Source organism: Bifidobacterium scardovii JCM 12489 = DSM 13734 (assembly GCF_001042635.1).
Classification (GTDB): Bacteria; Actinomycetota; Actinomycetes; order Actinomycetales; family Bifidobacteriaceae; genus Bifidobacterium; species Bifidobacterium scardovii.
This window is the reverse complement of sequence record NZ_AP012331.1, coordinates 199,334-223,758: the sequence shown is the minus strand read 5'-3', so window position 1 is coordinate 223,758 and position 24,425 is coordinate 199,334. Positions and strand designations below refer to the sequence as shown.

Sequence of the window (24,425 nt, the reverse complement as noted above, 5' to 3'; positions counted from 1 at the left end):
CGCACGACCGAACACGTACCACCGAACACGCAAGGACATACCATGACCGATAATCCAACCCTCGACGAGCTGGTCGGCACGGCCACGAACACCGCGGTCCTGCCCGAACCGGACGAGCACGCCTACGACGCGATCGCCACCGGCGACGCCGACCCTCTGGTGCTCGGCGGGCACCGGTTCACCAGCCGATTCATCCTCGGATCGGGCCGCTACGACCTGAACCTCATCAAGGCGACGATCGAGAACGCGGGAACGCAGATCGTCACCATGGCGCTGCGCCGCTGCCGCACCACCGAGAACAACCTGCTCGACTACATCCCCAAGGGCATCACGATGCTGCCGAACACCTCCGGCGCGCGCAACGCCGAGGAGGCCGTGCGCATCGCGCGGCTCGCCCGCGAGGTGTGCCAGACCGATTTCGTCAAGGTCGAAATCGAGCACGAGACCAAGTACCTGCTGCCCGACAACGCCGAAACGATCCGTGCCACCGAGATGCTCGCCAAGGAGGGATTCGTGGTGATGCCGTACATGTTCCCCGACCCGATCGCGGCGCGGCAACTGGAGGAGGCAGGCGCCGCGTGCGTGATGCCGCTCGGCTCGCTGATCGGCTCGAACAAGGGCCTGCGGGCGCGCGACTTCATCGAGGTCATCATCCAGAACGCCCATGTGCCGGTCATCATCGACGCGGGCATCGGCCGGCCCAGCCAGGCCGCCGAGGCGATGGAAATGGGCGCGGACGCGGTCATGGCCTACACGGCCATCGCCTCCGCCGGCAACATTCCGCTGATGGCGCGCGCGTTCAAGCACGCGATCGCCTCGGGCCGCGAAGCGTATCTGTCGGGTCTCGGCACCGTGACCGAAGGTCACGCCGTGCCGTCCAGCCCGACCAACGCCGCGGACTATCTGGCCCCCAGCGGTTCCGCCAACGCCGCGTGAGCCGCCACCGTATTCGGATCCCTTCCCGGGAAACCCGAATATGACAGAACGGCTGAGGGAAATCCCGAACGTTACCGGATTGATACCCGATATTTGCGAGGCTTCTCCCCTCAGCCACTTCGTGGCAGCTCCCCTCAGAGAGGGGAGCCAGATCAGAGCGGGCACGGGTCACCCGCTCAAACCATGTTGGCGGCGGCTCCACGGCGCCCGCCGCATCACTCGTGCAGCGACGCCTTGAGATCGCGGTTCACGAAGCGGTCGTGCAGCAGGCAGTAGCCTCCGAACGCGACCAGCCACACCAGCCCGGCGATCGCGGAACCCCGCGTGTCGTCGGCCAGGAACAGCGTGCAGTACACGAACACGAAGAACACGATCGTGATCGTGTTGGTAACGCGATAGGCCGGCATCACGAAGCCGTCGGGGATGAAATCGGCCGAGAGGCGATAGCGCTGGTGCGCGACCATCGTGAGCACGTAGATGAAGATGATCACCGCGGACGAGGCGGACGAGAACAGCACGAACGCGCTCGACATGCCGGGGACCGCGTTGATGATCGGCGAGAGCAGGATCAGCGCCGCCGAGACCAGGATCGCCCGGGCCGGCACGCGGCGGCTCGAGACGACGCCGACCTTGCGGAACGTCGGCGACGGCGACTCGCTCGCCAGCTGGTACAGATGCCGACCGGCCGAGTACAGCAGCGAGTTCAGCGCGCTCGACGCCGCGGTGATCACGACGAAGAACACGAGCGCAGCCGCCCAGTTGAGCCCCGCATACTGGAACACCATGATGAACGGCGAGGCGAAGGAGCCGTCGGCGTTCGGCTTGAAGGTGGTCCACGGCACGATCACCATGATCGCGACCAGCGCGCCGACATAGAAGATGAGCACGCGCACGATGATCTCGTTGACCGCCTTGGGCAGCACCTTGCGCGGATTCTGCGTCTCGGAGACGGTGATGCCCACGAATTCGATCATCTCGTAGGCGAAGAACACCATTTGGAAGCTCATGAGGAACTTGAGCCAGCCGTTGGGCGCGATCGAGAAACCGGCGAAGAGGTTGTCGAGCCCAGCGTGGCCGGCCGGGGAGATGCCGTCCTGCCCGGTGATCTGCACGGCGTCGTAGTGGTACCCGATCACGACCATGACCACGGCGGTCGCGATCATCGCGCAGATCAGCGTGATCTTGATCATCGAGAACCAGAATTCCGCCTCGCCGAACACCTTGACGGCGATCAGGTTAATCGTCACCAGCGCGGCGAGGAAGCACAGCTCGATCAGCCATTTCCAATGGCTCAGATCCATGCCGAAGGTGTCGAAGAACGTGATGAAGTACGTGGACACGGCGGTGATCTCGCTCATGCCGATGAGCACGAGCACGATCCAGTACGACCATCCGGCGAAGGTGCCCCATCCGTTGCCGAGATACCGCGTGATGAAGTTGATGAAGGTGTGCTGGCTCGGGTCGCGGTACATGAGCTCACCGATCGCGCGCATCAGCAGGAACATGATGACGCCGACGCCGATGTACACGAAGATGATGCTCGGGCCGGTCAGCGCGATCGACTTGCCGGAGCCGAGGAACAGGCCCGTGCCGATCGTGCCGCCGATGGCGATGAACTGCACGTGCCGGTTGTTCAGCCCGCGGGCCATCTCGTTGCCCTTGTCGAGGCTCTCTACCGACGTGAGCCGGCTGCCGCCTTCCGCCGGTTCGGATGACCCGCCGCCGAGCCCGTTTGAGCCGTTGCTCCTGTTATGACCGCCGCCCATGCTTCACCTGTTCTTCCTCTGCGTCTTGCTCTTCTTGCTCTGTATCCCGCCTTGCTCCGGCAGGCTTGCAACATAGGTTCACACTGTATCATCGTCGCCGGGAGTTGGACAGGTTCGGCTCAGTTTCCGTCTTGTCCGCCCTCGGCTGCACTTCTTAGGCACATTGTTCGCTTCTTAGGCAGGCTCCGCCCGAAACCGGAGAACAAGATCCCAGTATTTCAGCGCTATGACAAGCGGCGCTCCACGATGACCTGCCTAAGAAGCGACCAATGTGCCTAAGAAGTGAAACGGAACCGTCCGAAACAGCCTCTACTCCACGGATTTGAGCGAACTGACCGGATCGATGCGGTCGAGCACCGGGTTGGTGAACAGCTGCACGAGCAGCGCGAACACCAGCGTCGCCGCGGCGGCGATCACATAGCTGTACCAGTGCACCTGCACCTCGAAGTAGATGCTGGGCATGCTCAGCGCGCGGGTCAGCAACCCGCCGACCGCGCGGCCGAGCGGCAGCCCGACCGCGATGCCGGCGCCGGTCAGGATCAGCATCTCCTTGTTCACGTAGGTGTGCACTTCGCGGTCGTAGAAGCCAAGCACCTTGAGCGTGGCCATCTCGCGCACGCGCTCGGATACGTTCGTGTTGGCGAGCGTGAACAGCACGGCGAGCGCCAATCCGCCGGCAAGCCCGACGATCAGCGCCACGACCGCGCTCATCAGCTTGAACGTGAATCCCCGTTCCAGATCGTCGGTGCTGGCCGCGCTGAGCACCGACGGGTCGCGCGACAGCTTGTCGACGTATGCGATGTTGTCGTCGGCCGTGCCGTCGAGGGTGGCGAGCATGGCGTTCCAGGTCAGCGGCGACGATACGCCGAACGCCTTCTTGTACAGGCTTTCGCTGATGTACACGTCCGAACCGATGAGATTGCGGATCACGGCCGAGACCTTCACCTCGCCGGGCCGCATCTCGCCGTCGCGCAGCATCACGCCGTCGCCGCCCGAAACCCCGAGCGCGTTGGCCGCGGACTGCGTGACGATCACGCCGTCGTTGTTCAGGACCTGCGTCGCATGGTCGCCGGCGACGTTCTTCAGCGTGACCATGTCGTTGAGCGCGCCGAGCGATTCGTCGGGGATCACCATGAGCTGTATGGTTTCGCCGGAGTCGCCGGCATCGAGCTCGCCGCTTTCGATCCGCAGGTCGAGCACCTGCTCGGTACGGCCGTCGGACTCGATGCGCTTGCGCATGGCATCTGCGTCGTCGTCTCCGCCGACGACCAGCATGTCGTAGTGGATGATGCCCTCGTACTGCTTGGGGCCGATCGTGTCGACCGTGTCATTGATGGCCAGGCCGCACACGATAAGCGCGGTGCACCCGGCCACGCCGCCGACCGTCATGATCAGGCGGCTCTTGAACCGCGCGATGTTGCGCACGGTCACCTTGTTGAGGAAGCTGAGGCGCCTCCAGATCGGCGGGATGCGTTCGAGCAGCACGCGCGTGCCCGCCTTGGGCGCCTTGGGGCGCATGAGTTCGGCCGGTGTCTGCCGCATCTCCCCGACGCATGCGATCAGCGTCGCGGCCACGATGCCGACCACGAACAGGGCTATGCCGCCGGTGCCGGTGAACCAGTCGTATTCGAGGTGGATGTCGGGAATCGAGTACAGCCCTTCAAGCACGATCAGCAGGAACGCCGGGATGCCGAGGAACCCGACCAGCAGACCGAGGCCGCCGCCGACCAGGCACGCGAGCATGGCGAACAGCACGTAGCGCAGGGCGATGGCCGTGTGACTGTAGCCGAGGCCGGTGTAGGTACCGATCAGGCCGCGTTCCTCCTCGACCATGCGGGTCATGGTCGTCAGGCTCATCAGCACGGCCACGATCAGGAAGACGACCGGGAAGGCGCGCCCGATCGACTCGATCGAGCTGACGTCGGATTTGAGCGAGCTGAACCCGCCGATGGCCGACCTGGTCTGCACGTACCAGCGGGCGGCGGCGATGTCGTCGACGCGCTGCTGCTGTTTGGCGAATTCCTTGTCGGCCGATTCGCGCTTGGCGTCCAGCTGGGCCTGAGCGTCCTTGAGCTGGGTCTCGCCGTCGGCGAGCTCCTCCTCGCTGGCCTCGATCTGCTTGAAGCCCTCGCGGATCTGCTGGCGCCCCTGGCGGATCTGCTCGGCCTGCGCCGACAACTGTTCGGACTGCTGCTCAAGCTGCGCGATCGTGGCATTGACGGCGGCGAGCTGTTCTTGCAGCTGCGCGACCTGCGAGGAGGATTCGTTAGCCTTCGCGCGCAGCTGGTTAGCGGTGTCGCGCGCTTTCTGCGCGGCTTGGCGCAGCGCGTCCAGCGCGGAGTCACGGGCCGTGCCGGCCGCGGAGCCATTGCCGCCGCCTTCGGATTCCGTGCCATCCGAAGGCGTGGCGCCATTATCGCCTTCATCGCCGGTGCCGCCGTTGGGCGGGATCGACGGAACCGTCAGCCCCTGCTCCGCGTTGCGCACCGCCTGCTCGGCCGCATCGGCGGCCTGTTCGGCGGCAAATGCGGCCTGCCCGGCCACTTCGCTCATCGTCTGCGCGGTGGCCAGCCCCTGCTGCAGCTGCGACTGCCCGTTGCGCGCCTGCGTCAGCCCGGCGTTGAGCTGGTCGCGCCCCTCCTGCAGCCGGTCGGCGTTGTTCTCCAGCGTCACCTGGCTGTCTTCGAGGGTCTGTTTGGATTCCTTGAGCTGCGTTTTGCCGTTGTCGAGTTCGGTGCGCTTATCGTCGATCTGCCGCTGCGCCTCGTCGAGCTGCTTGGCCGCGTCGGCCTTCGCCTTGTCGAGCGTGGACTGCGCCTCGTCCACCAGCGTCTGTCGGCGCTCCTGCTGCCGTTTGTTCTGCACGGTGTTGGTGATGCGATCGGCCACCTCGCGCACGGTGTCGTCGTAGTCGGATGAGAACGAGTCCTTGCCCCCGGCCCCTTCGACGGTCAGGCTGATCGCCGTGTATATGGTGCCGGTCACGCCGTCGCTGGGCGCGAAAAAGGTGTAGTCGGAGGCCAGCGACATGCGGAACGCGGCCGTGCCGATGCCGTCGGGGTTGCTCAGGTCCTTCGGGTCGAGCACCTCGCCGGTGATGGTCAGTTCCGTGGGAAAGCCGGGGGATGATTCCTCCGTGGAGGCATCCCCGGATTGCGCCGACGACGAGGCCGCATCGGCGGTTCCCTGCGACGTTTCCACCGGAGTGACGGTCAGCGTATCGCCGATGGCGAGCCCGCTGTCCATCAGGAATTTCTTGGTGACGGCGACCTCGCCGGCTTTGCTCGGCATGCGGCCGCTCTGCAGATAGGGCTGATCCAGCCCGTTGGTGCCGATCTCGCTGATCGTCACGGTCTTGTCGGTGCCGTCGACGGTGGTTTCCACGCTCTGGCTGCGCTCGGCCTGCACGGTTTTGACGCCCTTGACCTGCCTGAGCGCGTCCACGTCGTCCTCGGTCAGGCCGTAGGTGGACATCACCTGGATATCGTGCAGCCCTTGGGCGTCGTAGAAGCGGTTCGCGGCCAGGAACATGTCGCGGCAGCCGGCATAGATGCCGGTCAGCACGGCGACGCCCAGCAGCGAGATCACGGCGATCGAGGCGAAACGCTTCCATCCGCGCAGCCAGCAGCGCAGGGTGTCCTTGACGAACGCGCCGGACATGCCGGAGCCCTTCGCCTTGGCGGCCGCGGGCCTATCCGTTCCGGCGTCACCGCCGCGGCCCGGTGCCATGCCGATGGCCGCCGTGTCGTACTCGGCGAACGCGTCCAGTCCGTGCACCGGCGCCTCGTTCGGGCCGGTTCTCCCATGCCTTGCCATGCCGGCCCCTACCATTCGATGTCGGAGATGGGCTGCGGCGAGGCGTTGCGCTCCTCGCTGGTCACCTTGCCGGAACGGAACCGGATCACCTTGTGCGCCATCGGGGCGAGCGCGGAGTTGTGGGTGATGATCATCACGGTCATGCCCTCGTCGCGGCAGAAATCCTGCAGCAGCTGGAGCACCTCCTTGCCGGTTTCATAGTCGAGCGCGCCGGTCGGCTCGTCGCACAGCAGCAGTTTCGGCTTCTTGGCGATGGCCCGGGCTATCGAGACGCGCTGCTGCTCGCCGCCCGACAGCTGCGCGGGGAAATTGTTGAGCCGGTCCCCCAGCCCGACCTTGCGCAGGGTATCGGCCGGGTCGAAGTGGTCGGGGCAGATCTGCGAGGCGAGCTCCACGTTTTCCAGAGCGGTCAGGTTCGGCACGAGATTGTAGAACTGGAACACGAAGCCGATATCGTCGCGCCGATAGGCGATCAGCTCCTTTTTCCGCAGGCCGGTGATGTCGCGCCCGCCGACGACGACCCGGCCCGACGTGGCGGTGTCCATGCCGCCGAGAATGTTCAGCGCGGTGGTTTTGCCGGCGCCCGACTGGCCCAGGATCACGCTGAGCTCGCCCTGTTCGGCGGTGAAGCTCGCCTCGTCGAGCGCGCGGATCACGCTGCCGCCGGACGGGTACTCCTTGACGACCCGGTCAAATGCTATGTACGCCATCGCACGCCTCCCGCATGGTTCCCGCGCTCCTCCGCGCGTCTCCGCCCGCCGCCGGCATCGTTTTACGGGCGGACGCCGGCGATTGTTGCTATACTCAAGTAAAACAACACCATGTCGGTTTCGCAACCAACAGTCGGCTTATCTTGTGTCGGCCCGCGCGCCAGCCACGCGCGGCACGGCGCGCGGCACGGCGCCACGACGGGCCGGCAGGGCAAAAACCGGCAGGGCAGGAAAACCGGAAAGACCGGGAGGGGCCGGAAACCGACAGGACCGCAGACCGACATACCGGCAAACCGGACGAATCGACCACAGGGGGACGTCATGGCGAAAACACTGACCGACAGCCGGCGCACCCGGTACACGAGACGCACCATGCAGGACGCGCTGATCGAGCTGCTGCACGAAAAGACGCTCGGCGCGATCACCGTCAAGGAGCTGTGCGAACGCGCCGACGTGAACCGTTCCACGTTCTACGCGCACTACGACAGCATCGAAGAGATGATGCACGACATCGAGGACGAGACGATGGACTGGATCACGGGCGCGCTCGACCAGCTGCTCGCGCAGCCGGACGCCGCCGGCATCGAGCATATCATCGGGCACATCTGCCAATACATCGCCGACAACCGCAACCATCTGCGGGTGCTGATGAGCCCGCAGGCCGATGTGGGGTTCCAGCAGCAGCTGCTCGGGCTGATATACAGCCGGCACGCGATCGCCGAACAGCTGCAGAACGCCGCGGCCGACCCGGCCGAGGCGCAGATGCGCATGCGGTTCGCCGTCTCGGGCAGCATCGGGCTGCTGCAGTACTGGCTGTCCACCGATCTCGAGGCCTCGCCCGAAGCCGTTGCCCACACGATTTTCACAATGGGCATGCCGACCGGCAGGTGACGGCCCCGCCGGCCCCGGCAAGGCGCGCGGCGGAACGGCTTACAATCAGGCAGCATGGCGCGGATCAGGCAGACGCCTGGCACCGCCGGAACCACCGAAACCGCCGGAACCACACGGAACCACCGGAACCACACGCATGGGGAGAAGATGGCATGAATGCAGCGAACAAGCGTCCATACGCGCCGGCAGCGTCGCCGGGCCAAACACCAGCCCCCGCGACGCTCCGCAAATCACTGAAAAACCGCCATATTCAGCTCATCGCATTGGGCGGGGCCATCGGCACCGGCCTGTTCTACGGCTCCAGCGAGTCGATCGCGCTGGCCGGCCCGTCGATCCTGCTCGCCTATCTGGTCGGCGGTCTGGCGATCTTCATGATCGTGCGCGCGCTGAGCGAGATGTCGGTCGAGGATCCGAGGGCCGGCGCGTTCAGCTACTACGCCACCCGGTACTGGTCGAAGCGCGCCGGTTTCGTGAGCGGCTGGAACTACTGGTTCAACTACATCCTCGTGTCGATGGTCGAGCTGTCGGTGGTCGGCAGCTTCGTCAACTACTGGTTCCCCGCCATCCCGCAATGGGTCTCGGCGGCCGTGTTCCTGGTGGTGATCGCCGCCGCAAACCTGCTCGGCGTGAGCAAGTTCGGCGAGTTCGAATTCTGGTTCGCGATCATCAAGATCGTGGCCGTGGTCGCGATGATCGCCGGCGGACTGGCGGTGCTGGCGGCCGGGCTGCCGACCGATTCAGGCATCAGGGCAAGCTTCGCCAACTGGTTCGCGCTCGACGGCGGATTCCTGCCGAACGGGCTCATGCAGCACACCTCGGACGGCCAGTGGACCGGCCTGCTCATGGCGCTGTGCGTGGTGATGTTCAGCTTCGGCGGCACCGAGCTGATCGGCATCACCGCCGGCGAGACGGAAGACCCGCGCACCACGATCCCGAAGGCCACGAACGGCATCATCTGGCGCATCCTCGTGTTCTACATCGGCGCGCTCGGCGTGATCATGGCCGTGGTGCCGTGGAACACGATCGACGGCAAGACCAGCCCGTTCGTGCAGATCTTCGATTCGGTCGGCGTGCACGCGGCCGCGGGCATCCTGAACTTCGTGTGCCTGACCGCCGTGATGAGCGTCTACAACTCCGGCCTGTACGCCAATTCGCGCATGCTCTACTCGCTGGCCAGGCAGGGCAACGCCCCCGAGATCCTCGGCCGGCTCAGCTTCCACGGCGTGCCGGTGGCCGGCGTGCTCGCCAGCGCGGCGGTCACCGCGCTGGCCGTGGTGGTCGTGTTCCTGTGGCCGGCGTTCGCGTTCAACTATCTGATGAGCATCGCGACCATCGCCGGCGTGATCAACTGGTCGATGATCATGGTCACCGAGATCCATTTCCGCCGCCACGTCGCCGCCGGCGACGGCCCGGGCGAGCTCGCCGGGCTGACCGGGGACGAGGCGCTTGGGCGCATCCAGTTCAAGCTGCCGCTCGCGCGCGTGATGCCGTACATCGTGCTGGCGTTCCTCGCGCTGGTGGTGGTGCTCATGTGCTTCTCGTCGAGCTACCGCATCGCCGTGATCGCCGGCGTGATCTGGCTGGCGATCCTGCTCGCCGCCTACCAGGCCACGCAGGCGCGCGGGAAGTGACGCCCACGCCGCCGGTATCATTGGCCGCGGTACCTCGACGGCGGCTGCCCGAAGCGTGAGCGGAACAGCCGGCTGAAGTACAGCGGATTGTCGTAGCCGACCATATCGGCGATTTCGGCGATCGGATAGACCGTGCTCTCCAGCAGCATGCGCGCCTCGTTGAGACGCAGATCGGTGATGTAGCGCATCGGCGGCACGCCCACCGATTCGCGGAAGTCGCGGATGAACCAGCTGACGCTCACCCCATGCTCGCGCGCATAGTCGGACACGCTGATATTCTCGGCGAAATGCCGGTGAAAATACTGCACCGCCTGCTGCACCATCGTCGACAGCCGGCGGGTGCCGGCATACCCGGCTCCGGCCCATCCGATACCGACGACGCCGGTGATGCCGGCGAAATCATCCGCTTCGGTGCCTCGGGCATCCGACAGCGCGACCCCACCGGCCTCCATTCCGCCGCCCATTCCGCCGCCCATGCCCGCCGGCATCGCGCTTCTCCCGCTCGACTCGGCCACTTGGCGGCCGACCATCAACAGCAGATGGCACAGATCGTTCGCCACCAGCTCGCCGAACGACATGCGGCGCAATTGCAGTTCGCCGATCATACGGTTGAACAGCCGCGCGTACTCCGCCGACGGCTCAAGATGGACGACGCCCCGGCCATCCGCGCCGGCGTTCCCATCCCCGGCCCCGTCGAAGCCGTCGAGCAGTCCGTGCATGCGGTCGCCGGTGAAATGCACCCAATACACCTCGGTGCCGTCGGCCGCGCGATACGCATACCGCTGCGGCTCGCCCGGCTCATAGAGCACCAGCGTCCCGGCGCCCACACGCCGTTCGGCCCCTCCCTTGAGGAAAGTCGCATATCCTGCATGCACATACAGCAGCTGGTAGTCCCGGCGCCCGCCGAGACGAGTCGTGGCGAATTCGTCCCGCGTCACCATGCGGTAGCGGCCGCAGGCGGTGACCATCAGCGTTCCGGTCCGCACGATGTCAGCATCCACGCCGTACAGATAGCCGGCGTTGATATCCATGCCGCGCACGCTGCCGGTCAGTGCGCGCCCCAGCTCCGCATCGGCCGGCGCGGAGGCCGGTTTCGCAGCCGGTTCCGCGGGCGAGGGCAGAGATGCACCATGAGCAATCATTTTGTGCATATTATCACGCATAACCGCCATGGCGCTCCGCGTGCGGAAAGCGCATAATGGAATGCGGCATACGCAAGCGCATCACGCGCCTTGCACACGGACACGTCCGAAGGAGGGCCACCAGGCATGTTCATCCCTCGTTATTACGAAGACCTCAATAATCTGCATGTCGGCACACAGCCGAACCGCTCATACTACGTACCGGCGTCCGCACGGATGGACACGGTCGGCGAGCGCCGCACGCAGTCCGACCGCTTCACGCTGCTCAACGGCGACTGGGATTTCCGCTACTACGCCAGCATCTACGATCTTGACGCCGAAGTGGCCGGCGCGCACGCGGCCGGGCTCCCGGCGTTCTGGGAGACGGGCTTCACCGGACTGGCGTCCGACGGGTTCGCGGAGGCCATCGACCACCGCACCGTCAACCGCGGCGATCTCGCGCCGGCCGGATTCACGTCGATCCCGGTGCCGAGCGTGTGGCAGAACCACGGCTTCGACTCCCACCAGTACACGAACGTCAGGTACCCGTTCCCGCTCGACCCGCCGTTCGTACCGCAGGACAACCCGTGCGGCGTGTACCTGCACGACTTCGTGCACACCGAGAACGCCCAGGCTCCGCGCACCTTCCTCAATTTCGAGGGCGTCGACTCCTGCTTCTACGTCTGGCTGAACGGCGTGTTCCTCGGCTATTCGCAGGTGTCCCACTCGACCAGTGAGTTCGAGGTGACCGACGCGCTGGAGAACGGCGTGAACACGCTGGCCGTGCTCGTGCTCAAGTGGTGCGACGGCAGCTACCTGGAGGACCAGGACAAGTTCCGCATGACCGGCATCTTCCGCGACGTGTACCTGCTCGACCGCCCCGAATACGCGGTGCGCGACTACTTCGCGCACACGTCGATCTGGCGCAACGTCGATCCCGAGCTGCTCAAGGAGGGGCTGACCGACGCCGAGTACGATGCGGCGCCGGTCGACCACGCCACCGTCGACGTGGATTTCGCGTTCTTCGACGACGAGGACGTGCCGGTGACCGTGCAGCTGTTCGACGCCGCCGGCAGCCTGGTGGCCGAGACGCAGGCCGAGCCCATCGACGGGGACGCCGAGCCCGAAGCCGACGACGACGCGACCGACGACGCATCGGACGGCACGCTGGAGGAGGGCACCGTCGAGTCCGTCGGCGAGGCCGTCGACACCGACGACGACGCGACCGACGCGGAATCGGCGCTGCGCATCGCCGCCGCGACCGGCACGGCATCCGCCGCCGCGTTCGATTCCGGCGCGACCGCCGGCGACAGCGCGTTCCTGCCGACCGCCCACGCGCAGCTCATCGTCGAGGCGCCCCATCTGTGGACCGCGGAGACCCCGTACCTGTACACGATCGTCTACACCACCGAGCATGAGACGATCACCGATCACATCGGCATCCGCGAGGTCAGCGTCGACGGCAACGTGGTCAAGGTCAACGGCAAGCCGATCAAGCTGCATGGCGTCAACCGCCACGATTCCGACCCGGTGACGGGCCCGGCGATCAGCGAGGAGCAGATCATGCGCGATCTGACGCTGATGAAGCAGCACAACGTCAACGCGATCCGCACCAGCCACTACCCGAACGCGCCGCACTTCTACGACCTGTTCGACCAGCTCGGATTCTACGTCATCGCCGAGGCCGACAACGAGAGCCACGGCACGGACGAGGTCATCGACAAGGATATGGGCTGGGACGCCAAGAGCGAGCGGTGGGCCCGCATCATCGCCGACAATCCGGCGTTCACCGCGCCGACCGTCGACCGCGCGCAGCGCAGCGTGGAACGCGACAAGAACCACGCGAGCATCATCATGTGGTCGATGGGCAACGAGTGTGCCTACGGATGCACCTTCGAGGCGGCGCTCGCCTGGACGCAGACCTTCGACCCGAGCCGCCTGACGCACTATGAGAGCGCGCGGTACGTGACCGGCGACCGCGAGTACGACTTCTCCCACATCGACGTGCACAGCCGCATGTACCCCTCCCTCGCGGAGATCGAGCAATACTTCTCCGAGGAGGGGCCGCGCACGCCGGACGGCAAGCGCGACGGGTCCAACGGCGACGACGGCGACAACGGCATCAAGCCGTACGTGATGTGCGAGTTCTGCCACGCGATGGGCAACGGCCCGGGCGATCTGGAGGACTACTTCCAGCTCATCCAGCGCTACGACGGGCTGGTCGGCGGGTTCATCTGGGAGTGGTGCGACCATGCCATCGACCGCGGCACCTCGCCGGCCGGCAAGCGCGAGTACGCGTACGGCGGCGATTCCGGCGAGTACCCGCACGACGGCAACTTCTGCATGGACGGCCTGGTGTACCCGGACCGCACGCCGCACACCGGCCTGCTGGAGTTCAAGAACGTGTACCGCCCGGTGCGCGTGGCCGGCTTCGACGCGGCCGCCGGCACGGTGACGCTGCACAACTACTGGGACTTCCTCGACGCCGCCGATGCGAACATGGCGCTCGAATTCACGCTCATGGTGGACGGCGAGCCGGTGGCGGAGGCCTCGTGGGAGGCCGATCCGCAGGCTGGCGAGGCGTTCCGCGCCGATCGCCCCGGCAACTGGGTCCCCACGGCGCCTTCGATCGAGCCCCATGGAGAGACGACGGTGCCGCTGCCCGTCGAGATCCGCGCGGCGATCGACGATCTGGACGCCGGCAAGGCCACGCTGCTCGTGCAGTACTATCAGCTGCCCGGCAACGACGCCGTCGAGGCCGGATTGCTCGGTTTCGACGAGTTGTCGGTGCCCACCGGCGACAACCGCAACCAGACCGTGGTGGCCGCGCTCGAGGAAGCGCGTCATTCCAACGATGCTTCGCCCGATGACGAACCGGATGAGGCCGCTCTCGCGGATGGCGCACCGACAACTCTCGACTCCGATGCAAAGGGCGGCGCCGACTGCACCGACACCGCCGATATCGACGACGATGTGGTGGAGGTTTCGGAATCCGCGGCCGCGATCACCGTGGAATCCCCCGACTTCCGTTACGTGATCGACAAGCGCACCGGCCTGTTCTCGTCGATGACGTATGCGAACCGCTCGCTGCTCGACCGGCCGATGGAGCTCAACGTGTGGCGCGCGCCGACCGACAACGACCGCAACGTCCGCCACGAGTGGGAGCTCGCGCAGTACGACCACGCCTACGCCCGCGCCTATGCGACCGAGATCCTGGTCGACGAGGACGATCTGGTGTTCGCGCCGGCCGCCTCCTCGGCCGCCGACCCCGCCGCCGACGTCACCGCCGAGGACGAGCAGGATCTGCTGGTGGCCGCGTTCGGGGCTTCGGACGATCCGGCCGCCAACGGCTCCGATGCGGCCGGCACGCCGGATGCCGCACTGGTCGACGGCGATATCACGGTCAACGTGACGATGGCGCTGGTCGCGCCGATCGTGCAGCGCATCGCCGACATCGACGCCTCGTGGACGATCCATCCGAACGGCGCGGTGGAACTGACGATGGACGTGAAGCGCGACACGAGGTTCCCGTTCATGCCCCGCTTCGGCCTGCGCCTGTTCCTGCCGAAGGCGATGAGCAAGGTGACGTACTGCGGCCTCGGCCCGGTGGAGAGCTACGCGGACAAGCGCCGCGCAAGCTACCACGGCGTTTTCTCGGGCACGCCGGAATCGATGTTCGAGCCGTACATCAAGCCGCAGGAGAACGGCAACCACCACGACTGCGATTGGGCGAGCGTTGAAACCGCCGACGGCTCCGCGTCGCTGACGGTGCTGGGCGGGGATTCGACCTTCGACTTCCAGGCCCTGCCGTACACGGCCGAGGAGCTCACCGCCAAGGCGCACAACAGCGAGCTGGAGCCGTCCGCCTCCACCGTGGTGTGCGTGGACTACCAGCAGTCCGGCATCGGCTCGAACAGCTGCGGCCCCGCCCTGCTCGAGCGGTACCGCCTCGACGCCGAACGATTCACCTTCGAGGTCGCGTTCCTCCCGCAGGCGTAGCGGCTCGCAACGGCTGTATGGGGACGCCGCACGGCGCCCCCCTGGCTTCCAAATGCGAAAATCCTTCACAGCTTCCCACGCGGGAAGCTGTTTTTCTTATGGATGCATCCGCTATGAGTGCGTTCCATCCCATTCCCGCTTGCGGCTCCAATCAATAACCAACAACACGCTGATACACAACCGGTTAAGTATCACTTTCCGAGTTTTTTTACCTACAAAACATTAGGATTTCGCCTTTTCTTTCTGGGAACACATTGAAAGTACGCTGATTATATCTATACTTTTACTCAACCGGTTAACTCAATGCAGAGCGCTCGAAGCCGAGCAGGTTCGCCGGAAGAAAGGAAAACCACATCCATGCCCATCACACCATCCACCACGCGCCGGCGTTTCACGGCAGTCGTGTGCGCACTTGCCATGGCAACAGCGGGCGGCGGTTTGTTGTCCGGCACCGCCATGGCCACGGAACAGCCCGCGCAGGCACCAGCCACCGCATCGACGGTCAATATCGCCGATACGCATGCCACCCCCGAAACCAAGGATCTGTTCGCCAAGCTGAGGGATAACGGCGGCAACACCCTGTTCGGGCATCAGCATGCCGTGGACTATGCCATCTCCACACCCGAACAGAACAAGGGAACCAACTCCGATGTCTATGCGCTGACCGGCAAGTACCCGGCGATGTGGGGCATGGACACGCTCTCCTTCTACGGCTATGAGGGGCCCGGCTCGCAGGATGCATCCATCGATGAGAACATCACCAAGATGGCCGACGAGGTCCGCCAGGCGGACAGCATCGGAGCCATCGTCACCCTGTCGTCGCACTGGTACAACCCCGCCACCGGAGGCAACTTCAACGACACCACGCGCGCCGTGGACCGTCTGCTGCCCGGAGGCGACCTGCAGCCCAAGCTCAACGAATATCTGGACGCCGTGGCGCGGTTCGCGCAGGAGTCCAAGCGTGCGGACGGCACACTGATCCCCATCATCTATCGTCCGCTGCATGAGAGCAACGGCGCCTGGTTCTGGTGGGGCGCCGGCCACGCCACCGACGCGGAGCGCATCGCGCTGTACCGGTACATCGTCGATTACCTGCGCGATACCAAGAATGTGCACAACCTGCTCTTCGCCTACTCCCCCAACGGCACGTTCAACGGCGACGAACAGCGTTATCTCGCGGCATACCCGGGAGACGAGTACGTGGACGTGCTGGGCTACGACCTGTACGACAACGATTCGGCGGATACCGTGGCTTGGGCCAAGGGCGCGGTGACCGATCTGGCCATGATCGTGCGCAAGGCGCGCGCCACTGGCAAGATCCCCGCCATGACCGAATTCGGCCCATTGGGCAACAAGGGAGTCACCGGAAACGTGACCGACCCCGAATGGTTCACCCACGTATTCGACACCATCAAGGCCGATCCCGAGGCCCGTGGCATCGCGTACATGCTCACTTGGGCGAATTTCGGCACCGATAACGCATTCGTGCCGTGGGAAGGCAATGCGCTGGCCGATGACTTCGCCACGTTCGCCAAGCGCCCCGGTCTGGTGCTGGCCAGCGGCGAGGCCAACGATTTCTCCGGCTCTTACGAAGCCGTGCCTTACACCCCGGTCGTGCACTTCGCCAACCCGGTCTCCAGAACCCGCATCGAACAGCAGACCACCGACATCTACGCCAAGGTGGATGGCGACGCAACCGTATCCAAGGCTTGGTTCACCGCCGGCGACGATGGCACCCAGTACGCCATGGCCGAAGACGCCAACGGCTATCTCAAGACGACGTGGGACGTGCCCGCCGAACTGCGCACCAACAGACTCGTCACGCTGAAGCTCCACGTAGTCACCGATCAGGGCGAGCTCACCGACGCGGCCGACGTCATTCTCGGCAGCCGCCCAACCTCGGCACCCAACGTCATCGACAATTTCGACTCCTACGTGGACGACGACGAACTGCGCACCAGCTATGCGGTCAACAGCGGCGCTACCGACATGCTGTCGCTGGTGGATGGCGGCGCCAACGGCAAGGCCCTGCGCATGTCCTACGATTTCAGCACGACCAACTACGTCGGCGTGACGTTTGGGTCCCTGCCGGTGACCGACTGGTCGCGGTACGACGAACTCGCCTTCGATCTCACCTCGGACGGCTCCGGCCAGAAGATGGTGGTGCAGGTCGTTGCCGACGGCATCTATTTCGAGGCATACCCGTCCCTGGAGCAGTCCGGCAGGCGCACCGTCACGCTCACCGCCGACGAGTTCGTGCCCGCCGCCTGGGATACCGCGCACGCCGGCGAGAAGCTGGACGCCGCACGCCTGGCCAAGGTCACCGGGTTCAGCCTGTACATCAACGACAACGGGGGAGACACGCCCCGCAACGGCGCCATCGTCATCGACAACATCCACCTGACCAACGATGCCGACGATCAGGACAACAACGGCGGAGATGACGGCAACAAGGGCGAGGACGGCAACGGAAACACCGGCAACGGCAATGACGGTTCCGAAACCCCGCAGCCGCAGCAGCCCGCGGAAAAGCCTTCGGGACAACCCTCGGATCAGCCGCAGCAGCCGAGCGATCAGTCGTCTGACAAGAATCAGTCGAATATGCAGGCCTCGGATCATCAGAAGCAGAGTGGCAACAAGGCCGATCTGGCGTCGACCGGTGCCGCCGTGGCCGCCATCGCCGGCATCGCGTTGATGCTGCTGGCAGGCGGTTGGCTCGCGCTCCGAGCGTCAAAGCGCGGCTGACGCGTCAAGGCCAACTGAAGGTCTTTGTCATGTGGGTCTCCGACCTTCCCGAGATCCACATGACAAAGACCCGCCAACACGGCTGAGGGGCGGAATGGTCATGCCATTCCGCCCCTCAGCCGTGTTGGCGTCATGAATCGTCCGGCATCACTTCAACGGCTTGCAATGCGCCGGTGCTTCACGCTGATGCAGCCAACCAGCACCGCCCTCAGCAGGCCCCCTATTCGTGTTCCCCTATTCGAGGTGCGCGTTGACGATGTTCTTGACCTTGCGGGTGAACGCCGTCGTGCCGGCGTTGGCGAGCTGGATCATGAACAGGAAGGTGGAATCGCTCATCGGGTCGTTGCAGAAATACGTGCCGAGCCAGCCGTCCCAGCCGTATTCGCCCGGGTTGCTGATCATCGTGGATTTGCCCGGTTCCTCGACGATGCGCATGAACGTGTTGTAGTTGCAGCCGGGCTGCCATTCCTCGAAATCGGGGTAGTGCCGGGCGTACATCGAGCCCGAGGTCATCATGCGCACGGTCTTCGGCTGCAGGATGCGCTCGCCGCCCAGCTCGCCGCCGTTGAGCAGCATGCGACCGAACTTCGCATAGTCGTCCAAAGTGGATTTGAGCCCCGCGCCGCCGGCCTGGTACGCCGGGTCCTTGGTCGGCGCGTACTCCACGCCGAGGTGGTCGGTGACGATCTCGCGCAGCGGCTTGCCCGCGTTGGCCGGATCCAGCGGATTGTCCGGATTGTCGTAGATCGCGGCAAGACGGTGCAGCTTGCTTTCGGGCACATAGAACGCGGTGTCGTCCATGCCGAGCGGGCCGAATATCTCGTCATGCAGGAAATCGCCGAATCGTCTGCCACTCACCACTTCGACGATCGCGCCGACGATATCGGCGCTCGTGCCGTACATCCAGCGCGATCCCGGCTGGAATCGCAGCGGGCACTGCCCCAGCCTATTCGCGAACTCGACGGTGCCCATCGGGTCCGGGCCATGCAGACGCGCATCGAGCTCGTCGTACACCTTGCCGGCGAGACGACCGGCCTCGAACGCGGAGTCGCCGTACGGCAGGCCGGAGGTCATGGTCAGCAGGTCCTTGACCGTCACCTCGCGCACGGCCGGGGCGGTATGCGTTCCGTCGTCGTCATGGTTGCCGGTCGTGCCCGCGGCCTCGGTCGGGATGTCGTTCGACAGGCGGTCGATGAATTCCGTGGTGACGCGCTGCCCCTTGAATCCGGGCAAGTAGTCGCTGACCGGCGATGCAAGGTCAAGCAGCCCACGCTCGGCCAATATCATCGCGGCGGTGCCGGTGATCGGCTTGCTCTGCGAATACAGGCGGACGATCGTGTCGCGGGTCATCGCCTCGCCGCGCTCGATGCTGCGCATGCCGGCTTCGGCATACCACCGTTCCTCGCCATGCTGGACGACCAGCATGTTTACGCCGGCCACCTCGCCGTTATCGACCGCACGGTCCAATGCATCCTGGATGAGACGCTGCACGCGCCCGGATTGAGTCATGGGTATCGCTCCTTTGAAGGCGCCTGACAAGACGCCGGATTTACCTGTGTTGTATTGTAATTGGCGCAAAACATCTAGACCATAGACATTTTACCACGCTTAGAGGCCCGCTATTGGGGTAAGTCTTCTAGGGAGTATGGTTCACGCCCCGCGGAGGGCTTTCAGCGGGGCAACCTCTCCAGACGCTAAAGGCTCCACTCCGCTTAGGACACCCCAAGCAGGGCAAACCTTCTGGAGGATATGACCGCTGCCTCACCAGAAAGCTCTCGGCGAAGCAAACCCGCCAGACTGCAGAGGCTTCACCCCGCTCAGAGAATCATCATCGGGGCAATCCTCCTAGGGACAGCACCGGCGCCCCTCTGAAGAGGGAACAGCAAATCAAAACTTCTAAACCATAGATACACCGCTTCACTTAGATACCTGTTACCGGGGCATATCCTCTAGAGGATATGCCCCACGCTCCGCCGAAGAACTTCCAACGGGGCAAACCAGTCAACCACCAGAAGCTCCACTCCGCTTAACCCATTCCAAGCAGGGCAAACCTTCTGGAGGATATGATCACCGCCCCGCCGAAAAGCCCCGGCGAAGCAGACCCCTCAGACTGTAGAAGTTCCGCCCCGCCTAGCTGTCCGCAAGCGGAGCATCGCATCTAGCCCATAGAAGAAGTGCCCCTCTACGGCGTCACATACCTAAATCCCGCACCTGCAGAACAGGCGCCGGGCGACCGAGCATCCGCAACGCCCCGGAGCCGCCCCCGGCGCGCGCTGCGTCTACTCGGCCATCTCCACGGCGAAGATGCGGGCGGAGGGCTGGCCGGTTTCGGCCGCATGGATGCGCACCACGCTGGAATCGAGCCGCTCGACGCTCCACACGGCGGTGTTCGGCGCATGGCTCGCATTGGCGGGCTCCGGGAAAATCTGACGGATCGCGGCGGATTCCGGCAGCGCAACATCCACGAAGGATTCGCCGCCACGGCGCCATACCGTCAGGTAGGATACGGCGGCATCGGGCGCGCCATCATTCCCGGAGCCCACGGAACCAGCAGCACCAACAGCGCCCGTGACCTGCGCAACCGGCTCAGGCCGCAGTCCGGAGACCAGCCAGTCGCCGTTGAAGTCAGGCAGCCCGGCGGGCCACCACGGCACCAGACGCTCCTGCTCGGCGAGCACGCGGCGCTGCAACGCAATCGCGTCGCGGACCAAGCCGAGCCGCGACTCGTCCATGCGGTTGATGAACCCGGACAGGTACAGACGCCCGAGCACGCCGGTCGCGAGCGTCAGCACGGCCGTCTCGTCGTCCATCTCCTGCTGCGCATAGCCCCAGTTGCCCTGCTGCTCGGGCAGGATCGTCAATCCGGCGCCGGCCGCGATCGCCGCGTAGATCAGTGGATCGCACTGGTCGGAGGTCGACTGCAGGTCAAGACGCGACAACTGCGCATAATCCGCGCGCATCGCGCCCGAGCCACAGTTCTCGATCATCACGTCCGGATGACGGCGGCGCAGATCGTCCAGCCAGTCGAGGTACGCGCGGCAATGCGCGAGCAGGCCGCCACCCACCGACTCGACGTCGCGGTCGGTGCCGGTGCCGGGAACCGTGTTGTAGTCGAACTTGAAGAACACCGCGCCGAACTCGCTGATCAACCGGCCGACGGTACGGGTCACATGCTCGCGGGCGGCCGGCGAGCGGAAGTCGAGCAGGTACCGGCCCGAATCGCACACGCGCACGCCATGGCGGGTGAAGAACGCCTCGTCCGGCAGCGTTGCGGCCAGCGGCGACTTGACGCCGATCACCTCGGGCTCGAGCCACAGGCCCAATCCCATGCCATGATCGCGGATCGTCTGCGCGAGCCCCGCCAGGCCGGCGTCACCGAAACGGTTCGTGGAGGGCTCCCATTCGCCGACCATGTCCCACCAGCCGTCATCGGTGCTGTCGTACCAGCCGGCGTCGATGCAGAACACATCCGCGCCGACCTTCGCGGCGCCTTCGATCAGCGGCAGCTCCTTGCCGAGACGCGGATCGCCGAACAGGGTGTTCATGTAGTCGTTGTAGACCACCAGACCCTGCGTGTGCTCAAATTCGGCCTCGCGGCCAAGCTCCGCGGCCTTCGCGCGGCGCAGGGCGCGGCGCTGCAGCGTCATTTCGGCGACGGCCCACTGCCAGTCGCCGGCCGCAACCGAGAACGAGACCGGGACGCTCGTAAAGTCATTGCCTTCGCCCAACGCGGTGTCCCAGTGATGATCCTGATACTCCGGCCCGAACGCGGCGATGTGCAGGCCGGGATCGTTCTCGCCGACCTCCCATTCCCATGCGCCATTGTGCTCGATCTGCCACATCACCGAAAACGCGGCCACACCGGCCCCGGCGCCGGACGCCTCTATGATGCCGGCCGGCTGGTGCACGCCGGTCGACCAGGTCGAGGCCGAGCTGAGCGCGAACCGCGAGCTCGACTCGCCCGGGTTGATGACCAGATTGCGGTCACGCACCGCGGTGTCCCGCAGATTCGCGCAGTGCCAGTCATTCTCGACCGCCCATGCGCTATCGCCCCAATACAGGCGTGACGACTCCACCGTGGCGCCGCTCGCGTCCAACGGCAGCGTGAGGTTCAACGACGTCACCGCCTCGACCGGGAACGGCCGCGGCGAGCGCAGGATCGTGTACGCGCGCACCGCCGACACCCCCGGATACGCCTCGAACACGGAGACGACGGTCAGTCCGTCGGCGGGAGTCCCGACACGCGAACCGTCGCCGGCGGCGCCGGAGGCAGCGGACGCTCCGCCGCCAGTCCCGGCCCCATCAACGGCAACAGCAGCGGCTTCGGCCAGCTTGCGGGCGGCTCCCGGATCGGAGCTTTCCATCGGGCGGCCGCTCGGCTGCAACTGGTCGTACGGGGCGAATTGCGTGATCTCCAGACGGTACGTGCCGGCCGGAGCCGAACCCGCGGCCCCGGCTTCCCCCGGCGCCGGGACCACGCTTGCCACGGCTCCGGTGAAGCGCAGCTTCGACCCGGCCACCGTGGCGATCAGCGCGAGCCGGTTGTCATGGGAACCGGTGTTGGCAGCGAGCACCTCCACGATCGGGCGCGGATCGCGCTGCGGCGCGGCATCCACGCCGGCGGCGTCCATGCCACGCCCCGACAGCCCGCTCAGCCTCACCGGCTCGTCGCCGGCCGTGTCGAACACCATCGACACCACGCCGTTGCCCCATGAGAACCGCCCGTTTGCATCGGGCACAACGGCATTCCCCACATGATTGTTATCGACCACCATATCTCCTTCGTTGGCGCGCGCTGCACAGCGCGCATTGTGTGGTTACGTTACGGACCCATCAGTCAACGCTACCGGCTTATCCCACCCGAGGCAATCGCGTTTCTGCCGATGCGAAAACAAGGCACCAGGAACCGCTTTCGACGGGCGAATGCCCGCCATGCCGCATTGCTTAGGCAGATTGTTCGCTTCGTAGGCAGGTACCAGCGCGAACCGTCTCCGAGAACGGTTGGAATCATAGGGGACTCGCGTGGCAGGTCCGCGACAGGCCTGCCTACGAAGTGAACAATCTGCCTAAGCAAGGAAAAGCATGACTCCGTTCGGCCGGATTTGGCATGCCTGCTCAGTCATTGCCGTCACTGCCGCACCATGCGGGCACGGTATCGGCGAGACGCATGAAATCGTCTCGCACGAAGCGGCGGAAATCCTCGGCATATGGCGATCCGGGAGCCGGCGTGCCGTACGCGCCGCCGCCGACCGCCTCCGGCGAGTTGCGCCACGGCAGATACCACAGCACGCGGCGGGTATCCGCGTTCGCGGTGGCCGCGCTCAGCATGAACGCGGTCCAAGGCGTGGCCGGGTCATCGCCGAACGCGGCGGCGAATTCGCGCGGCGAGCCGACTTCGGTCGCCGCGGCGAGCTTGCCCCGCTCCCGCGCCAGGCGCCCGGCGCAGGTCAGGATCGAGACGAACTTGCCGTGCCGTTCGGCCGGGTCGGCGGCATCCGGTCCCTCCAACGGCTGATCGATGTCCCAGTAATCGTCCAAGCCGAGCACGTCGACATACTCGTCGCCCGGATAGCCGTACAGGTAACCGCGTTCCACTGTGGCGTCGGAGGTCATGTCGATACGGCTGCGATCGGGCGAATACGCATAGAGCACATTGTGCACGCCGCGCTTGTCGCGCAGGTAGTCGACGGTCATACGCCACAGGGCGGCGTATTGTTCCGGCGCGGTCTCGGTCGGCCGGGCCGGCGAGCCTGGACTCCACCAAAACCAGTCGCCGGTGTGCTCGTGGTAGGGGCGGAAGACGATCGGGATCGGTTCGCCGTCCGAGTCGGCCACGGAGGTCAGGAAGTCGGCCACCGCGCCGAGCCAGCCGAGGTACTTCTCATGGAGCGCCCCGCCCGGCAGCACGGCTTCCACCGTGCCGGCGGCCATGTTGTCGCCGTAGCCGCCTTCGGTGATCGGATTGACCGAATGCCAGCTCAGCGTGACGACCGCGCCGAGATCGTGGGCGCGGCGCATCTCGCGGCGAATGTCAGCAAAGGGGATATGGTCGATGTTCTCGTTCCAGCCGAGTTCGACGCGGCCCATGTCGAATCCCCATACGGCCGGATAGGCGCCGGCGACGGCGAGGATGTCGGAGTCGGCTTCGGCGGTGTGACGGCAGAAGGTGTCGTCCTGGTGGCCGAACATCGCGAAAGCGCCGGATGCGGCGTGCAATGCGTCGAACAGCGCGCGAGCGTTCGGCGCGAGCCGCGGATCGACCGGGATCGGTGTGATGGAAGTCATATGGGATTCCTTTCCGGATGAATCATGACGGATCGTTGCTGAATGTTCGTGTCCCCCAGTGCCCCGCGCCATGAATTCTCCTACTATGCCTGGCTCCCCCTTTTCCCGGCTCAGTCTCAAAAAAGAGAGCCGGGAAACGGGGATGCGCTCAGAGCGCTTCGAACTCCAGCACGATGGCCTGCATCGGCCACAGGTTGGGCAGCTGCAGCCCGATGTTGGCAAGCAGCCGGCCGGGAACCACGAAGCCGCCGTCGGACTGGGCCGCGGTGAGCCACTGAGGGGTGACCCACCCCCAGTGCGATTCGCCGATCTCGCCGCGCATCCGCACGCGGTAGGTGCGATCGGAATCGAGACCGGTGACGGGCAGCCGCTCGGCCAGCCAGTCACGGATGTTGTCGACGGTGGCGACCACCCACACGGCGTGGGTGCGTTCCGCGTTCACCACGCCGCGGGCCCGCAGCGAGGGATCCTTGAAGTCGGCGTGCATCACGCGGCCGGTGTGCAGCAGCCCGCGCAGCTCCTTGT

The 24,425-nt window shown here is 65.5% G+C and carries 13 protein-coding genes; 5 read left to right on the top strand and 8 right to left on the bottom strand.

Annotated elements, in window-relative coordinates; translation table 11 throughout:
- The first annotated feature begins 42 nt into the window (after window positions 1–42).
- The gene (locus BBSC_RS00855) at window positions 43–936 is read left to right on the top strand and encodes a thiazole synthase (protein WP_081892967.1); all 894 of its coding nucleotides are present in this window, start codon (window positions 43–45) and stop codon (window positions 934–936) included.
- A 215-nt stretch (window positions 937–1,151) separates the two neighbouring features.
- Here the strand turns inward: BBSC_RS00855 and BBSC_RS00850 are convergent, their stop codons facing one another.
- From BBSC_RS00850 to BBSC_RS00840, 3 genes are all read right to left on the bottom strand, one after another.
- Window positions 1,152–2,702 carry an amino acid permease gene (locus tag BBSC_RS00850; RefSeq protein WP_046726159.1) on the bottom strand — a complete coding sequence of 517 codons (1,551 nt, stop codon included), beginning with the start codon at window positions 2,700–2,702 and terminating at the stop codon, window positions 1,152–1,154.
- Window positions 2,703–3,011: 309 nt separating this feature from the next.
- Entirely contained in the window at window positions 3,012–6,518 is a 3,507-nt protein-coding gene (locus BBSC_RS00845; RefSeq protein ID WP_081892968.1) for an FtsX-like permease family protein, read from the bottom strand.
- An 8-nt stretch (window positions 6,519–6,526) separates the two neighbouring features.
- A complete protein-coding gene (locus tag BBSC_RS00840) occupies window positions 6,527–7,228 on the bottom strand; it encodes an ABC transporter ATP-binding protein (RefSeq protein WP_033516819.1) in 702 nt (233 codons plus the stop codon).
- A gap of 321 nt (window positions 7,229–7,549) precedes the next feature.
- Between BBSC_RS00840 and BBSC_RS00835 the strand changes: the two genes are divergently transcribed.
- Both BBSC_RS00835 and BBSC_RS00830 read left to right on the top strand, forming a co-directional pair.
- A complete protein-coding gene (locus BBSC_RS00835; protein ID WP_033516821.1) occupies window positions 7,550–8,119 on the top strand; it encodes a TetR/AcrR family transcriptional regulator in 570 nt (189 codons plus the stop codon).
- 152 nt (window positions 8,120–8,271) lie between these two features.
- A complete protein-coding gene (locus BBSC_RS00830) occupies window positions 8,272–9,750 on the top strand; it encodes an amino acid permease (protein WP_046726160.1) in 1,479 nt (492 codons plus the stop codon).
- A 17-nt stretch (window positions 9,751–9,767) separates the two neighbouring features.
- Here the strand turns inward: BBSC_RS00830 and BBSC_RS12690 are convergent, their stop codons facing one another.
- Window positions 9,768–10,781, bottom strand: a complete 1,014-nt coding sequence (locus BBSC_RS12690) for an AraC family transcriptional regulator (protein ID WP_053070842.1) — start codon at window positions 10,779–10,781, stop codon at window positions 9,768–9,770.
- Window positions 10,782–11,018: 237 nt separating this feature from the next.
- On the opposite strand from BBSC_RS12690, the gene BBSC_RS00815 reads away from it, so the two are divergent.
- Together BBSC_RS00815 and BBSC_RS00810 are read left to right on the top strand one after the other, a co-directional pair.
- Window positions 11,019–14,870: a glycoside hydrolase family 2 TIM barrel-domain containing protein gene (locus tag BBSC_RS00815; protein WP_033516822.1), complete on the top strand. Its 3,852-nt coding sequence runs from the start codon at window positions 11,019–11,021 to the stop codon at window positions 14,868–14,870.
- A 357-nt stretch (window positions 14,871–15,227) separates the two neighbouring features.
- Entirely contained in the window at window positions 15,228–17,615 is a 2,388-nt protein-coding gene (locus BBSC_RS00810; protein WP_161787631.1) for a glycosyl hydrolase, read from the top strand.
- Between the two features lie 234 nt (window positions 17,616–17,849).
- On the opposite strand, the gene BBSC_RS00805 is transcribed toward BBSC_RS00810, so the two are convergent.
- The 4 genes from BBSC_RS00805 to BBSC_RS14115 form a co-directional block, all read right to left on the bottom strand.
- Window positions 17,850–19,124 (bottom strand): serine hydrolase domain-containing protein, encoded by a 1,275-nt coding sequence (locus tag BBSC_RS00805; RefSeq protein ID WP_033516823.1) that lies wholly within the window; start codon window positions 19,122–19,124, stop codon window positions 17,850–17,852.
- 770 nt (window positions 19,125–19,894) lie between these two features.
- On the bottom strand, window positions 19,895–22,390 hold the full coding sequence (locus BBSC_RS00800; RefSeq protein ID WP_033516825.1) for a glycoside hydrolase family 36 protein: 2,496 nt from the start codon (window positions 22,388–22,390) through the stop codon (window positions 19,895–19,897).
- 340 nt (window positions 22,391–22,730) lie between these two features.
- Window positions 22,731–23,900, bottom strand: a complete 1,170-nt coding sequence (locus tag BBSC_RS00795) for a glycosyl hydrolase (protein ID WP_033516827.1) — start codon at window positions 23,898–23,900, stop codon at window positions 22,731–22,733.
- A 148-nt stretch (window positions 23,901–24,048) separates the two neighbouring features.
- The gene (locus tag BBSC_RS14115; RefSeq protein ID WP_231862255.1) at window positions 24,049–24,387 is read right to left on the bottom strand and encodes a GH36 C-terminal domain-containing protein; all 339 of its coding nucleotides are present in this window, start codon (window positions 24,385–24,387) and stop codon (window positions 24,049–24,051) included.
- Window positions 24,388–24,425 lie beyond the last annotated feature (38 nt).